18 protein-coding genes and 1 pseudogene are annotated in these 14,175 nt (G+C 65.4%); 14 read left to right on the top strand and 5 right to left on the bottom strand.

All coding sequences use genetic code 11. From position 1 onward, the window contains the following. Nucleotides 1–73 precede the first annotated feature (73 nt). From SPYCW_RS04810 to SPYCW_RS04770, 10 genes are all read left to right on the top strand, one after another. Entirely contained in the window at nucleotides 74–559 is a 486-nt protein-coding gene (locus SPYCW_RS04810) for a rhodanese-like domain-containing protein (RefSeq protein ID WP_120215834.1), read from the top strand. A 201-nt stretch (nucleotides 560–760) separates the two neighbouring features. Further along, nucleotides 761–2,425 (top strand): 2-isopropylmalate synthase, encoded by a 1,665-nt coding sequence (gene leuA, locus SPYCW_RS04805; protein WP_120215833.1) that lies wholly within the window; start codon nucleotides 761–763, stop codon nucleotides 2,423–2,425. 830 nt (nucleotides 2,426–3,255) lie between these two features. Beyond that, entirely contained in the window at nucleotides 3,256–3,579 is a 324-nt protein-coding gene (locus SPYCW_RS19120) for a hypothetical protein (protein ID WP_197715657.1), read from the top strand. A 343-nt stretch (nucleotides 3,580–3,922) separates the two neighbouring features. After that, nucleotides 3,923–4,129, top strand: coding sequence for a cold-shock protein (locus SPYCW_RS04795; RefSeq protein WP_037554756.1), 207 nt, complete (start codon nucleotides 3,923–3,925; stop codon nucleotides 4,127–4,129). Nucleotides 4,130–4,132: 3 nt separating this feature from the next. Further along, a complete protein-coding gene (gene infA, locus SPYCW_RS04790; RefSeq protein ID WP_120215832.1) occupies nucleotides 4,133–4,396 on the top strand; it encodes a translation initiation factor IF-1 in 264 nt (87 codons plus the stop codon). A gap of 67 nt (nucleotides 4,397–4,463) precedes the next feature. Continuing rightward, the gene (locus SPYCW_RS18925; RefSeq protein WP_171005342.1) at nucleotides 4,464–4,613 is read left to right on the top strand and encodes a hypothetical protein; all 150 of its coding nucleotides are present in this window, start codon (nucleotides 4,464–4,466) and stop codon (nucleotides 4,611–4,613) included. Between the two features lie 24 nt (nucleotides 4,614–4,637). Continuing rightward, a complete protein-coding gene (locus SPYCW_RS04785; RefSeq protein ID WP_120215831.1) occupies nucleotides 4,638–4,829 on the top strand; it encodes a hypothetical protein in 192 nt (63 codons plus the stop codon). A gap of 73 nt (nucleotides 4,830–4,902) precedes the next feature. Further along, nucleotides 4,903–5,874, top strand: coding sequence for a hypothetical protein (locus tag SPYCW_RS04780; protein WP_120215830.1), 972 nt, complete (start codon nucleotides 4,903–4,905; stop codon nucleotides 5,872–5,874). 158 nt (nucleotides 5,875–6,032) lie between these two features. Continuing rightward, complete coding sequence (locus SPYCW_RS04775; protein WP_120215829.1) at nucleotides 6,033–6,404, top strand: antitoxin Xre/MbcA/ParS toxin-binding domain-containing protein; 372 nt, start codon at nucleotides 6,033–6,035, stop codon at nucleotides 6,402–6,404. Continuing rightward, nucleotides 6,401–6,634, top strand: coding sequence for a hypothetical protein (locus tag SPYCW_RS04770; protein ID WP_120215828.1), 234 nt, complete (start codon nucleotides 6,401–6,403; stop codon nucleotides 6,632–6,634). The genes SPYCW_RS04775 and SPYCW_RS04770 overlap by 4 nt, the downstream gene beginning before the upstream one ends. Here the strand turns inward: SPYCW_RS04770 and SPYCW_RS04765 are convergent. The 3 genes and pseudogenes from SPYCW_RS04765 to SPYCW_RS04755 all read right to left on the bottom strand — a co-directional run bounded on the left by SPYCW_RS04765 (nucleotide 6,631) and on the right by SPYCW_RS04755 (nucleotide 9,458). Continuing rightward, entirely contained in the window at nucleotides 6,631–7,887 is a 1,257-nt protein-coding gene (locus SPYCW_RS04765) for an RNA polymerase sigma factor (protein WP_120215827.1), read from the bottom strand. The genes SPYCW_RS04770 and SPYCW_RS04765 overlap by 4 nt on opposite strands. 111 nt (nucleotides 7,888–7,998) lie before the next feature. After that, nucleotides 7,999–8,358, bottom strand: a pseudogene (locus tag SPYCW_RS04760) (YciI family protein); the annotation flags it as partial. An 89-nt stretch (nucleotides 8,359–8,447) separates the two neighbouring features. Then, a complete protein-coding gene (locus SPYCW_RS04755; RefSeq protein ID WP_120218110.1) occupies nucleotides 8,448–9,458 on the bottom strand; it encodes a GlxA family transcriptional regulator in 1,011 nt (336 codons plus the stop codon). Between the two features lie 127 nt (nucleotides 9,459–9,585). Here SPYCW_RS04755 and SPYCW_RS04750 point away from each other — a divergent pair, with 127 nt between their 5' ends. The 4 genes from SPYCW_RS04750 to SPYCW_RS04735 all read left to right on the top strand — a co-directional run bounded on the left by SPYCW_RS04750 (nucleotide 9,586) and on the right by SPYCW_RS04735 (nucleotide 12,854). Beyond that, nucleotides 9,586–10,413, top strand: a complete 828-nt coding sequence (locus SPYCW_RS04750) for an alpha/beta fold hydrolase (RefSeq protein ID WP_120218109.1) — start codon at nucleotides 9,586–9,588, stop codon at nucleotides 10,411–10,413. Between the two features lie 57 nt (nucleotides 10,414–10,470). Next, nucleotides 10,471–11,247, top strand: a complete 777-nt coding sequence (locus SPYCW_RS04745; protein WP_120215825.1) for an SDR family NAD(P)-dependent oxidoreductase — start codon at nucleotides 10,471–10,473, stop codon at nucleotides 11,245–11,247. Between the two features lie 12 nt (nucleotides 11,248–11,259). Beyond that, entirely contained in the window at nucleotides 11,260–11,757 is a 498-nt protein-coding gene (locus SPYCW_RS04740) for a hypothetical protein (protein ID WP_120215824.1), read from the top strand. Between the two features lie 125 nt (nucleotides 11,758–11,882). Next, a complete protein-coding gene (locus SPYCW_RS04735) occupies nucleotides 11,883–12,854 on the top strand; it encodes an NAD(P)H-dependent flavin oxidoreductase (protein WP_120215823.1) in 972 nt (323 codons plus the stop codon). Here the strand turns inward: SPYCW_RS04735 and SPYCW_RS04730 are convergent. Together SPYCW_RS04730 and SPYCW_RS18920 are read right to left on the bottom strand one after the other, a co-directional pair. Further along, nucleotides 12,844–13,329, bottom strand: a complete 486-nt coding sequence (locus SPYCW_RS04730) for an AHH domain-containing protein (protein ID WP_172595422.1) — start codon at nucleotides 13,327–13,329, stop codon at nucleotides 12,844–12,846. The genes SPYCW_RS04735 and SPYCW_RS04730 overlap by 11 nt on opposite strands. Next, nucleotides 13,329–14,162 carry a hypothetical protein gene (locus SPYCW_RS18920; RefSeq protein WP_172595421.1) on the bottom strand — a complete coding sequence of 278 codons (834 nt, stop codon included), beginning with the start codon at nucleotides 14,160–14,162 and terminating at the stop codon, nucleotides 13,329–13,331. The genes SPYCW_RS04730 and SPYCW_RS18920 overlap by 1 nt, the downstream gene beginning before the upstream one ends. Between the last annotated feature and the right edge of the window lie 13 nt (nucleotides 14,163–14,175).

Here is a 14,175-nt window from a genome sequence, read left to right as displayed (position 1 = left end):
CCGGCGGCATTTTCGGTTCATCGCGGGGCCAGCATCGCGGGCCTAACCTCCCCCCAACCAAGGGAGGACCATCATGCGTATCCTGCTGCTCGCCGCCGCATTCGCCGCCGCCCCCGCGCTCGCGCAAGCCAACCCGCAAATCGACTATCCCGCCTTCCAGACGCTCACTGCCGGCGTCGCGCCCGCGCGTGCCAGCCGCCTGCTCGCCTTCGACGCGTTCAAGGCCGAAGCCGCCAAGCCCGGCACCCTCCTCCTCGACGCGCGCTCCAGCGACGCTTTCCGGCGCGGGCATATCAAGGGTGCGGTCAACCTGCCGCTGACCGATTTTACCGCGGACAGCCTCGCCGCGGTGATCGGCGCCAACCCCGACCGCCCTATCCTCATCTATTGCAACAATAATTTCCGCAACAATGTCGCCCCGGTGCCGGTCAAGGCGGCCGCGCTCGCGCTCAATATCCAGACCTTCATCAACCTCGTCGGCTATGGCTATCCCAATGTGTACGAGCTCGCCGACGTCGTCGATTTCAATGATCCCCAGGTGGAGTGGGTGAAGGGATAACACCCCGCCCACGCAATTTTCCCACTCCCCCCTTGCCAAGCGCGACATTTTGCATCATTGGCACGGCCATGAGCGGCAACGCCCTTCTTCTTCTGCGACTTACACGCCCTTGGGCGTGACACTGGCTGCGCGTTAGTCGCGGCCACCCGCCCAAGGGTCCGACCGACACACAGCGCCACCACCGGAAGAAGTTAGCTCACCATGACCATGCTCCGCGATCCGTCCGCGAAATATAGCCCCTTCCCGCAGGTTCCGCTCGCGACCCGCGAATGGCCCGCCCGCGTCACCACCGCGGCGCCGATCTGGCTCTCGACCGACCTTCGCGACGGCAACCAGTCGCTGATCGACCCGATGGATGCCGAGAAAAAGACCCGCTTCTTCGACCTGCTCGTGCGCATCGGGTTCAAGGAGATCGAGGTCGGCTTTCCCGCCAGCGGCGCGACCGACTTCGACTATATCCAGAACCTCGTGCGCTCGGGCCGCATCCCGGAGGGCGTCACCCCGCAGGTGCTGACGCAGAGCCGCGCCGACCTCATCCGCACCAGCTTCGACAGCCTGGAGGGCGCGAAAACCGCGATCGTCCACGTTTATAACGCGGTCAGCCCGGCGTGGCGCAAGATCGTCTTCGGCATGGAGATGGACGAGATCAAGGGCATCGCGATCGAGGGCGCAAAGCAGCTCCGCGACAATGCCGCGCGCCTCCCCGGCACCGACTGGCGCTTCGAATATAGCCCCGAAACCTTCTCGACCGCCGAGCTCGATTTCAGCATCGCGTGCTGCGAAGCGGTGATGGACATCCTCCAGCCCACCGCCGACAAGCCGATCATCCTCAACCTGCCCGCCACGGTCGAGGCCGCGACGCCGAACATCTACGCCGACCAGATCGAATATTTCTGCAAGAACCTTCCGAACCGCGACCGCGCGATCATCTCGCTGCACACCCACAACGACCGCGGCACCGGCGTCGCCGCGGCCGAGCTTGGCCTGCTCGCGGGCGCCGACCGCATCGAGGGCTGTTTGTTCGGCAATGGCGAGCGCACCGGCAACACCTGCCTCGTCACCATCGCGCTCAACATGTACACGCAGGGCGTCGACCCCGCGCTCGACTTCTCGAACATCGACGAAGTCATCCAGACGGTCGAATATTGCAACAACCTGCCCGTCCACCCGCGCCACCCCTATGGCGGCGAGCTGGTGTACACCGCCTTTTCGGGCAGCCATCAGGACGCGATCAAGAAAGGCTTCGCCGCGCGCGAGCGCCAGAATGACGAGCGCTGGGAAGTCCCTTATCTGCCCATCGACCCCGCCGACCTCGGCCGCAGCTATGAAGCGGTGATCCGCGTCAACAGCCAGTCGGGCAAGGGCGGCGTCGCCTGGGTGCTCGAACAGGACAAGGGGCTGAAACTGCCCAAGAAAATGCAGGCCAGCTTCAGCCATGTCGTGCAAGCGCTCGCCGACCGGACGAGCCGCGAACTCGGCGCCGAAGACATCTGGCAGGCGTTCGAGGGCCAATATCTCGCCACATCGGGAAAGCGCTTCCAGCTCGTCGACTGGTCGGAGACGCACAGCGGCGCCGACCGCATCTTCGCCGGCAAGCTCACCATCGACGGCACCCCGCGCAGCGTCAGCGGCCGCGGCAATGGCCTGATGTCGAGCGTCATCGCGGCGCTCAGCGAAAGCGGCGGCCCGGTGATGGACATCGTCGACTATAGCGAGCACGCAATCGGCCAGGGCAGCAATGTGCAGGCCGCGGCCTATGTTGAGTGCCGCACGGCGGACGGGAAAAGCCTGTTCGGCTGCGGGCTGGACACCGACGTCGCGACCGCGAGCGTGCGGGCGATCCTCAGCGCCGCCAACGGCGCCTGAAAATCCTCCCTGTGGCCGAAGGCCATGGGGAGGTGGCAGCGCGAAGCGCTGACGGAGGGGCCAACGCCCTCACAGGCGGGCGCAAGCCCGCCGCCCCTCCACCACTTCGTGGTCCCCCTCCCCATGCCTTCGGCACAGGGAGGATTCTAGTACGCCAATCCTCCCTGTCGCGAAGCGATGGGGAGGCGGACCGCTCGCGCAGCGAGTGGTGGAGGGGCGGAGTTGCGCTATTCGGTCTGCTCGTGAGCTAACTGGATGTCGACGCCCAGGCAATCGACTGTCCGCTGACCATTGTTCTCAATCCGTTCCAATCCTATATCGGACCTGCGGATTTATCGAGGAATGCGGGAATGGGAAATACGTCTTTCGGGTGGACTTGCCCTCACTGTTCGATGGTGCAGACGGTCACCGACAACAAGCATACAACTAAAATTTCATCTCTGGAAATTAGCGGCCAAGCGGAGGGGCCCATCGCCATCTCCACGACAGCTGTCGGATGCTCAAACCAAGCATGCTTACGAACGACTGTGCACGCAACTGTTGGACCCTGCCATCGGGTTTCCAATGGCTATAGTACTGACCTCCTCCTTAAGGATGGAGAATCCCCTCTTTTCAAACAATACTTATGTCCGCAGGGCACCGGAAAACCGCAACCAGATTATATACCTAAACCAATCCGCGATGATTACTATGAAGCATGCCTCATCCGAGACCTAAGTCCAAAGGCGTCGGCAACTTTAGTTAGGCGTTGCCTACAAGGAATGATCCGAAACTTCGCCAAAATTACAGGAAAAACTCTTTACCAAGAAATTCAGATGCTATAAAACTCAGTGAAAGATGGCACAGCCGATCGAGCCATTTCTGAAGAAAGCGTCCAAGCAATTGATCATGTGCGCGGCATCGGAAACATCGGTGCTCATATGGAAAAAGACATTGACCAAATCATCGATGTCGATCCGGGAGAAGCTCAAGCTCTAATTGGGCTGGTCGAAATGCTGTTCGATGAATGGTATGGAGCCAGAGCGCGCCGGGCAGCTCGACTTGCCGATATTGGCCTAATAGCCGATCAAAAGGCCGCGCAAAAGAAGCTGACTGCGCTGACCGAAGCTCGATCGAAAGATCAGATGGAAGATACAGGGGAAGAGTCTGCATAGGTGGCGTTCGGGCGCCAAAAGGCGAAGCAGCACATCACCCGCCGCCGTCTATCAACCCAAACGGCCGCCCGACCGCGCAGCGTTCCGGCTCGGCAGCGGCGCGGCGCTGCCGATCACCCAGGTTCGCCTCATCAACGGCGCGAAAGCGCGCAAAACCGCGCCCGGATTGCGCGCCATCGGCTGAAACCTTGACTTTTCAAGGAAAACTGCCATATTGCCTCGGCTATCGTCGCCTGCGACGGAAATTTACGGTCCTTCGGGACATTATCTTCCCTTCACACGCCACCAGCTCCTGCGGTGCTTTTGCCGCGGGATTCCTGTTTCTCGTGAAAGGAAACACCCCATGCCGATCGGCACCGTAAAATTCTTCAACGCCGACAAGGGCTATGGCTTCATCGAAAATGAAGACGGCTCGGGCGACAGTTTTGTCCACATCACCGCGGTTCAGGCCGCGGGCATGGACACGCTCAACAAGGAACAGCGCGTGTCCTACGAACTCGAAACCGGCCGCAATGGCAAGGTTTCTGCCATCAACCTCCAGTCGGCCTGATTTTTGGCCAAAGAGGAATTGATGACCTTCGAGGGGCAGATCGACGAGATCCTGCCCGACGGGCGCTTCGGCGTCGTGCTCGAAAATGGCCATCGGGTCGTCGTTTACACGGCCGGCCGCATGCGGCGTTTCCGCATCCGGTCGGTCGTCGGCGACGCCGTGCGCGTCGAAATGACGCCCTATGACCTCAGCAAGGGCCGCCTCGTCTACCGCGAACGCGGGGCGGGGCCGGTTCCACCCGGCCAGCGCAAACGGCGCGGGCCGTGATCCCAAGGGGATCGGCGCGATCCGCGCCGACCTTCAACGCAAGACACTCAAAACAAAGATAAAGATGATGATTTCATTCAACAACAACTCGATTTTTCCCGCTCTGCCCGCGCTGTCGCTGGCTGGCAAGGCCCAGACGGTCAACCCGTCGCGCCACCGCCGCCCGACGCTTTCGCGCCGCGAGCTCCGGCGTTTGATCGCCGATATGGTCGATTGATCGACCCAACATAAGGAAGCAGCCATGTCGGCCACCATCGAATTCTACTCCGCCCAAGCCGCGAAATGCACCGCCGAAGCCGATGCGTCGGCGTTGACCCAGGTCCGCGACCGCAATCTGCGCGCCGCGGCGGCCTGGCAGGCGATGGCCGACAAGCTGCTCCACACTGAAAAATTGCGCGCCGACAAGGAGCGCGCGGCGGCGACCAACGCCTGACCAAAAACCGCTTTCCTACATTTCACCCATATGGTTCATTCTGACGGTTTCACCAAACCGAAAGGACGAATCGATGGACGACTATGCGTACGACCCCGCCGCTATCCCCGCCCCCGCCAGCTATCACTGGACGCCGCGGCTCCAGCGCGAATTTCTGGAGGCGTTTGCCACCAACGGGTCGGTAAAGATTTCGGCGGCAAAGGTCGGCATGTCACCCGCCGCCGTCTATCAGCTGAAACAGCGGCCCGCGGGCGCGGCGTTCCGGCTCGGTTGCGGCGCGGCACTGCTGATCGCGCGCGGGCGACTCGTCGACGAACTGCTCGACCGCGCGATCTGGGGGCATGACGAAACCACCGAGCTGCAACGCGAGGACGGCCGCAGCTTCATCAAGCGCCGCCGCATCGACAGCCGCCTTGGCCTCGCGATGCTCGCGCGGCTCGACCGCATGGTCGAAACGCGCGCAGAGGCGGGCGAGGATATGCTGGCCCAATCGATCGCGGCCGACTGGCCCGGCTTTCTGGCGCTGTTCGACGCCGCTGCGGCGCCGGGCGCCGCAGACGCCACGGGCGCGGAGGGCGCGCCGGGCGACCTTATCGCCGCGCTCGCGGTCTGGCTGGCGGCGCGCGACCGCTGCACCGACCCGGTCGCCGTCTTGGCCGGGGATAGTGAAATCGCGCGTCAAGTTGCGCAGATTTCCGCCGATCCGGGCTATGGCGACGATGGCAGCGAAACCCCCGAAGAGGCGGCGGCGGCGATGACCGTGTGGTTCGACGACCATGCGGGCGACTGGCGCACCGACTTCCCGCCGCCCGCCGATTTCTGGGGGCACGAGGAGGGGCAGTTCGGCGACCCCGCCTATGCCCGCGCGCTCGATGACGACGAGCTGGAAGTTTACGAAAACCTGCGCGCGGCCGAGGTCACCCCGCTGCTGATCGCGGGCGAAGCCGCGCGCCGCGCCTTTTTCGCTTCGCTCGATCCGGCCAATGATGCCGCAGCCGATCAGGCGGGCGCGGATGCCTGGCCGGAGCAGCGGGCGCGCGGGTGAGCGACGGTGGTGATCGCTCACGGTCAGGCACCGGCGGCGGCGCCTTACAATCGCCTTGCGCCGCCCCCATATAGATATCATCGCGGTATTGATGGTCATGAGCCGCCGCGGCTGAGAGACCTGCGCGCTCCCGCTTACCCGCACAGGAGCCGCGCCCGATGAACAGCCGAGCCAAACCCGCTACCCCTCCCGTCGGCAAGGCGCAGGTCACCGCACCCGCCAAGCCCGCCAGCGCTGCGGCGAGGGCCGACGCCGCGACCGATGCCGACGCGCCCGCCCGCACCCGTACCAATAATTATTTCCGCAAGAAACGTACGCCACTCGCGCGCGACGATGCCAAGCGGCAGGGCGACATCAGTCAGCTGGCGTTCCTGACCATGGGCGGGCGCGATGCGGCGGTCGAATTCCTCAACAGCGAAAATGCCGCGCTCGGTGGCCGCCCGCTTGCGCTCGCCACCGCCAGCGCCGAAGGCTTTGAACAGGTGGCCGCCGCAATCCGCGCCATGGCGCCTGGCGCCACCCCGTCATGAGCCGCGCGATGAACGTCACGCTGACCGAGGCCGAGGTGATCGCGCTGTGCAAGAGCGCGGGGGTGATCATCAGCGCGATCGAACCCCTGCCCGATGGTGGCACCCGCCTCGTCTGCGTCTCGCCCGACGGCGCCGACACGATGCGCAAGAAGCTGAAGAAAAGCCTGATCGACGGCACCGTCACCCGCCACCGTTTCTACCGCGCCCCGGGGTCCGAAGGGGGCTATTAACAATCGGCGGCGCGCGACAACAGATAGTCGCGTTCGCGGTCATTGCCGGCCAGCGCCGCCGCCGCCGTGAACGCCGCCTTCGCCTCGGCGGGGCGTCCGGCGCGGAGCAGGAAGTCGCCGCGCGCCGCGGGTAGCGGGGCATAGTGGCGCAGCGCTGCGTCGTCCGCGATCCGGTCGACCAGCGCCAGTCCGGCGTCGGGGCCGAACGCCATGCTGTGCGCGACCGCGCGGTTCAGCTCGACCACCGGCGAGGGCATCACCTGCCCCAGCCGGTCGTACAGCGCCGCGATGCGCCGCCAGTCGGTGTCCTCGGCGCGCCGCGCCCGCGCGTGGCACGCCGCGAGCGCCGCCTGCAACGCATAGGGGCCATTGGCGCCGCCCAGCGCCTCGGCGCGGGCCAGTGCGTTGAGGCCGCGGCGGATGAGCAGCTGGTCCCAGCGCGCCCGGTTCTGCTCGGTCAGCGGCACGAACTGACCGTCGGGACCGGCGCGCGCCGCCAGCCGCGACGCCTGGATCTCGACCAGCGCGAGCAGCCCCAGCACCTCGGGCTGCTCGGGCATCAGGCCGGCCAGGATGCGCGCCAGCCGCTGCGCCTCGGCGCAGAGCGGCGGGCGGACCAGCGACGGCCCCGCGGTTGCGGCATAGCCTTCGTTGAAGATCAGATAGACGACCTCGAGCACCGACGGCAGCCGCGCCGCCAGCTCGGCGCCGCGGGGGACTTCGAACTGGACCCCGGCCTTGGCAATCGCTTTCTTGGCCCGGGTAATCCGCGCCGCGATCGCCGTTTCGTTGGAAAGGAACGCCCGTGCAATCTCCTCCACCGTCAGCCCGCCGACCAGCCTCAGCGTCAGCGCGGCGCGCCCTTCGGCGCCGATCACCGGGTGGCATGCGGCAAAGATCAGCCCCAGCAGTTCGTCGCCCAGCGGATCGTCGAGCGCCGCCTCTACCGCCGCGGCGCTCATGTCCTGCTCCTCGTCCCGTTCGCGAGCGATTTCGGCATGTTTGCGGCTTTGCATCTGGGCGTGGCGGATGCCGTCGATCGCCCGCCGCTTCGCCGCCGCCATCAACCAGGCGCCGGGATTGTCGGGGACGCCGCGGGCCGGCCATTCGGTCAGCGCGACCAGCAGCGCATCCTGCGCCAGCTCCTCGGCGCGGTCGACGTCGCGGGTCAGCCGCGCCAGCCCGGCGATCAGCCGCGCCCGCTCGATCCGGAAAACCGCCTCAATGGTCCGATGGGTGGGGTCCGCCGCCATGCGCCGCGGTTAAAGGCGCATGGCGGGGCAGGCAAGCGATCAGCCGTTCGCGAGCTTTTCGCCCACGCCGTCGTGGATCGCGGCGGCTTCGTCGGGGATGATGTCGGCGAAGTCCTCCATCTCGTACAGCGGGCGGATCTCGATCTCGCTCGGCCCGAACATCGGGTTGGGGCAGCGCTTTACCCATTCGACCGCTTCGTCCATGTCCTTGACTTCCCACAGCCAATAGCCGGCGACCAGTTCGCGCGTCTCGGCAAAGGGACCGTCGATCACGGTGCGGCTGGGGCCATCGAAGGCGACGCGCTTGCCGAACGACGAGGGTTTCAGGCCGTCACCGGCGACCAACACCCCGGCATTGACCAGCTCCTCGTTGAACTTGCCCATATCGACGAACATCTGGTCAAGCTCGGGCGACGCCGTCATCCCCTGTTCGCTGTCCTCGGTCGCTTTCACAAAAACCATCACGCGCATTCTTCATCTCCTTTTGGTCGGGCCAACAGCGGCGCCTGACCACATGACGAACGAGCCTCCGCCAAATCGACACGCGCTGCGAAAAAATTTCAGGCGACCTCGGCGAGCGATTGCGGCGTCGCAAATCGCTGCCGATATTCGTGCGGCGACAGGCCGGTCAGGCGGTGGAACAATTTGCGGAAGGCCGCCGCATCCTCATATCCGACGCTCCATGCGACCTGATCGACGGTGCGCCGCGTGAACTCGAGCAACTCGCGGGCCTTGCCGACGCGCAGATGCTGGACATATTCGACCGGGGTCATGCCCGTCGCCGCCTTGAACCGGCGCTGGAACGTCCGCTCCTCCATGCCGGCTTCGCCCGCCATCGCGGCGACCGCGACCGGCCCCGCGCCGCGTCCCTGCAACCAGTGCTGCACCTTCAGGATCGCCTCGTCGCCATGCGTCAGCCGCGGCGCGAAACTGGCATAATTCTTCTGCTCGCGCCCGCCGGGATCGATCAGCAGGAAGCGCGCGGTTTCCATCATCACCGTCGGCCCCAGCAGCCGCTCGACGATGCGCAGCCCAAGGTCGGTCCACGCCATCAGCCCGCCCGCTGTGACGATGTCGCCATCGTCGATCACCATCCGGTCGATCTCCAGCCGCACGTCGGGGAAGCGTTCGCGGAACTGTTCGGCAAAGAACCAGTGCGTCGTCGCCGGCCGCCCCGCGAGCAGCCCGGTCGCCGCAAGCGCAAAGGCGCCGCCGCAATTCGACGCCAGCACCGCGCCATGCGCATGGCGATCGAGCAGCCAGCGGGCATAGGGTTCGACCTCGCCGGGCTCGAGCAGCTTGTGCAAACTGCCCGGCGCGATCAGCACCGTGGGCGAATTGCCCGCGGGCTCGTCGGGATGGCTGTCGAAACAGCGCGCAAAGCCCCCGCCCTCCTGCAACCGCCAGTGGCTGGCGCGGATCGGCGCGCGGCCGTGCTGCACCGCGAACCGTCCCGCGATGTCGAACAGGTCGGTGATACCGTGGACCATGCCGATCTGGCAGTCGGGATAGAGCATCATCCCGACCTCGACGAGCGGTTGCGGCGCTTCGGGCAGCTTCACTTTCGGCATGGCGAACCTTTTGTCGGAATCGGCCCGCATAATGTCGGGTCCGCCAATCCCGCGCAAGCCCGCTCTGGCCTATCTCTCCTTCATCGGGACGGACACCCCGCCCCCCTCCAACGAAAGGAACCAAGCCATGACAACGATCACCACCAAGGACGGTACGCACATCTTCTACAAGGACTGGGGTCCGAAGGACGGGCAGCCGATCATCTTTTCGCACGGCTGGCCGCTCAGCGCCGACGCCTGGGACGCCCAGATGGTGTTCTTCGCCAATCAGGGTTTCCGCACCATCGCCCACGACCGCCGCAGCCATGGCCGGTCGGATCAGGTCTGGGACAACAACAATATGGACCAGTACGCCGACGACCTCGCCGAACTGATCGAACAGCTGGACCTGACCGACGTCATCCTCGTCGGCCATTCGACCGGCGGCGGCGAAGTCACCCGCTATGTCGGCCGTCATGGCACGGATCGCGTCGCCAAGATCGCGCTGATCGGGGCAGTTCCGCCGCTGATGCTCAAGACCGAAGCCAATCCAGGCGGTCTGCCGATCGACGTGTTCGACGGCATCCGCAAAGGCACCTTCGATAACCGGCCGCAGTTCTTCCACGATCTGACCATCCCCTTCTACGGCTATAACCGCGACGGCGCGGTGGTCAGCGAAGCAGTGCGCGACGACTTTGTGCGGCAGGGCATGATGGGCGGACTCAAGGGCCAGCTCGACAGCATCCGCGCCTTTTCGGAAAGCGACTTCAACGCCGACCTGACGAAATTCGACGTCCCGACTCTGGTCCTGCACGGCGACGACGACCAGATCGTTCCCGTCGATGCCTCGGCCCACGCCACGGTGAAGATCGTCAAACAGGCGGTGCTGAAAATCTATGCAGGCGCCGACCATGGCCTGACGGTCACGCATCAGGACCGCTTCAACGCCGACCTTCTGGATTTCATCAACAGCTGATACACGGAGGCGCGATCCAGCGGGGCCGCGCCTCCTCCTTCGTCAAGGAGATATATCATGACCAAGCAGACCTTTCTCATCACCGGCGCATCGGACGGCATCGGCGCCGTTTATGCCGACCGCCTCGCCCGCCGCGACCACAATCTGATCCTCGTCGCGCGCCGTGCCGACAAGCTTGCCGAACTCGCCGACCGGCTACGCGAAGACACGGGCGTCGCGGTCGATGTCATCGCCGCCGATCTCGCCAACCCCGATGACCTTGCCCGTGTCGAAGCGCGCCTGCGCGACGACGATGCAGTCACCGGCCTCATCAACAATGCCGGGATCGCGGGCGAAACCCGCTTCGTCGACGCCGATCCGGCGCATCTGACGACGCTCATCAATCTCAACATTCTGGCGGCCACCCGGCTCGCCGCGGCGATTGCCCCGCGGCTTGCCGCGAAGGGCAGCGGGGCGATCATCAACATCAGCTCGGTAACCGCGCTGATCCCCGACGGCTTCACCGCCACCTATCCCGCCAGCAAGGCCTATGTGCTGGCGTTCAGCGAAGCATTGCACGTCGAACTCGGCGCCAAGGGCGTACGGATCCAGGCAGTGCTGCCGGGCGCCACGCGCACCCCGATCTGGACCGAGGAGCAACTGGCCAGCCTGCCCGCCGAAATCGTGATGGACGTGGACGACATGGTCGATGCCGCACTCGCCGGTTTCGATGCTGGCGAAACCGTCACTATTCCCGCGCTGCACGACATGGCCGATTATGACGCCTATATCGCGGCGCGCGCGGCGCTTCGTCCCAACCTGTCGCTGGCGCGCCCCGCGCCACGCTATCTGTAAAGGAGGCGTGCCATGATCCTGGGTCTCACCATCCCGCAGTTCACCGCGCTGCACGTCGCAATCAGCCTGATCGCGATCGCCGCGGGGCTGATCGCCCTTCCCGCCTTCGCGCGCGGTCGTATCCTGCCGCGCACCACGGGCATCTTCCTCTGGACGACCTTGCTCACCAGCCTGACGGGTTTCCTGTTCCCGATCGTCGCCTTCACCCCGGCGCTCGGTTTCGGCATCCTCTCGACGCTGATCCTCGTCGCGACCTTCTGGGCCTGGTATGGGCGCAAGCTCGTCGGGGGCGCCGCTACGGTCTATGTCGTCACCGCCACGCTCGCGCTCTACCTCAACCTGTTCGTGCTGGTCGTGCAAAGCTTCCTGAAGGTTCCCGCGCTCAACGCGCTGGCACCCAATGGAACCGAACCGCCCTTCGCCATCGCCCAAGGCGCGCTGTTGATTGCCATGGTCGGGCTCGGCTATCTGGCGTTCAAGGCGGCCCGTCGCCGAACCGTCACGGCCTGAACACAACGGGATTAATGGCACAGGCGGCTTCGGCCGCCTTTGTCCGTTGTGTCACCGTCAACCCCTCTTGCACGACCTTCCGTTTACGTTAAGGTCAGTTTCAAACTGCTACCGGAGAGTGATTCATGGCCCTTCCCCCGATTTTCGACCGCCTGCGCCTGCCCGTCATCGGCTCGCCCCTGTTTATCGTGTCGGGGCCGGAACTGGTGATCGCGCAGTGCAAGGCGGGCGTCGTGGGCAGCTTTCCCGCCCTGAACGCACGCCCCCAGACGTTGCTCGACGAATGGCTGCACCAGATCACCGAAGAACTCGCCGCGTGGGACCGCGACAATCCCGACCGGCTGTCGGCGCCTTACGCCGTCAACCAGATCGTCCATAAATCGAACGACCGGCTGGAACAGGACATTGCGACCTGCGCCAAATGGAAGGTGCCGATCACCATCACGTCGCTCGGCGCGCGCGAGGAGCTCAATCAGGCGGTGCATAGCTGGGGCGGCATCACGCTGCACGACGTCATCGACGACCGTTTTGCGCGCAAGGCGGTTGAAAAGGGCGCCGATGGGCTGATCCCCGTTGCTGCCGGCGCGGGCGGTCATGCCGGGCGGCAATCGCCTTTCGCGCTGGTGCAGGAAATCCGCGAATGGTTCGATGGCCCCGTCGCGCTGTCGGGCGCGATCGGCCACGGCCGCTCGATCCTCGCCGCGCAGGCATGCGGCGCCGACCTCGCCTATATCGGCAGCGCCTTCATCGCGACCGCCGAAGCCAACGCCGATCAAGGCTATAAGGATGGCATCGTCGAAGGCCGCGCCGCCGACATCGTCTATTCGAACCTGTTCACCGGGGTACATGGCAATTACCTCCGCCAGTCGATCGTCGCTGCGGGCATGGACCCTGACAATCTGCCCGAAGGCGACCTGTCGACGATGAACTTCGGTTCAGGTGGCAACACCAAGGCCAAGGCGTGGAAAGACATCTGGGGATCGGGCCAGGGCATCGGCCCGGTGACCGCGGTCCGCCCCGTCGCGGAATTCGTCGCCGAGCTTGAAGAACAATATCTGGCGGCGCGGCGCGAGCTGGAGGCGAAAGTCAGGCTGTGACGCCCCCGAACAACCGCTCGATCGCATCATCCAGATAGGGCCGATCGACGAACAGGCGCATCGGATCACGGCGGTTGAGCCAGAATCCGGCCCCGTGCCGGTCGGTCAGCGCGCGGCGCGTCGTGTCCTGCAACAGCCGCAGGCGCATCACCGCCGTCCGCCGCGCAGCACGCGGATCCGACGCCGCGTGCAGCGCGAAATGGACGCGAATGCCCTCGACCCGCGCCGCGACGACGTCACTATAGCCCTGATGCGGCCCGCGGTGCAGTGCATAGCCCGACGACAGTGCCGTCCCCTCGCAGGCGGGCAGCATCACCCCGTTGCGATGGAAATCGGCGAGGACAAAGCCCTCGGTTTGCAAATGATCGAACATCGACACCATTTGCGCCCTGTGCAGCAGCGCGATCGGGATCAGATGATGTCGCTGAAAGCCCGGTTGCGGTGGCGGTGCGCGCAGCCAACCGCGGCCCGGCATCAGCGATCGCGGCCAAACTCGACGATCACGCTCGATCGCTGACCGCCGGCAGCGGGCGATGGCGACAGGTCGATCCACTCGCCGCTCTCCAGCCCGCGCATCGTGCGGCCGTGCCGCACCGGACCGTTCAGCATCATATCCAGCGCCAGGCGGGACAGCCGTTTCACCATGTCGGCAACCGTCCATCCCTCGGGAATCCGAGCCTCCAATTCCTGCCCCGCGAACAGCGCCAGTCCGCGCGTCCCCATGCTAGCACCCCCGGCATCCTCGCGGCGCCGAAACGCGACGAGGTGCAGCACCGGCGGCATCCCGCTCGCAAGCATTTCGGCGATCGCCGCGCGAAACTGTGCCGCGTCCGACCACAGCCGCGCGGGCGACCAAAAAAGGTGGCTGGCATCGAACAGGTCGATCAGCAGCACCAACATCTTGAAGAATTGGCGCATCTGCGTCGGCTGCGCAGTCGCCGTCGCGGGCTCGTCGGTCGGTTCGGGTACGAACATCCAGCAATGGTCGTCGCCGCGCCACTCGCCCGGCAGGCTGGCGGCGAGCAAACTGGTCGACGGATGGTCGGGATCGGCGGCATCGAGCGCATGATCCGTAGCGGGACCAGCCAGGACCGACACAGCCCCGAAGCGCAGGCGAAAGCGCGGCGGACCACCATCGGCAGCGTCAAGCGCGACCCGTTCGGGCCGCAGCCCCATATGGCGCAGCGCCGTTTCCAGCGCGTCCGCCGACTGCCCGCGCATCGCTCCGCCGACGATCAGCCCAAAGGGTTCGGGCGGCACCGGCAGGATCAGATCGTCCGTGTTCCCCGCGCCCATCTCGCCGGCCAACCTCCATCGCCTC

Origin of the sequence: Sphingopyxis sp. EG6, from assembly GCF_003609815.1 — a bacterium.
Taxonomy (GTDB): Bacteria; Pseudomonadota; Alphaproteobacteria; order Sphingomonadales; family Sphingomonadaceae; genus Sphingopyxis.
Note: the sequence above shows the minus strand (reverse complement) of the source record. Positions and strands in the feature narration are given on the sequence as shown.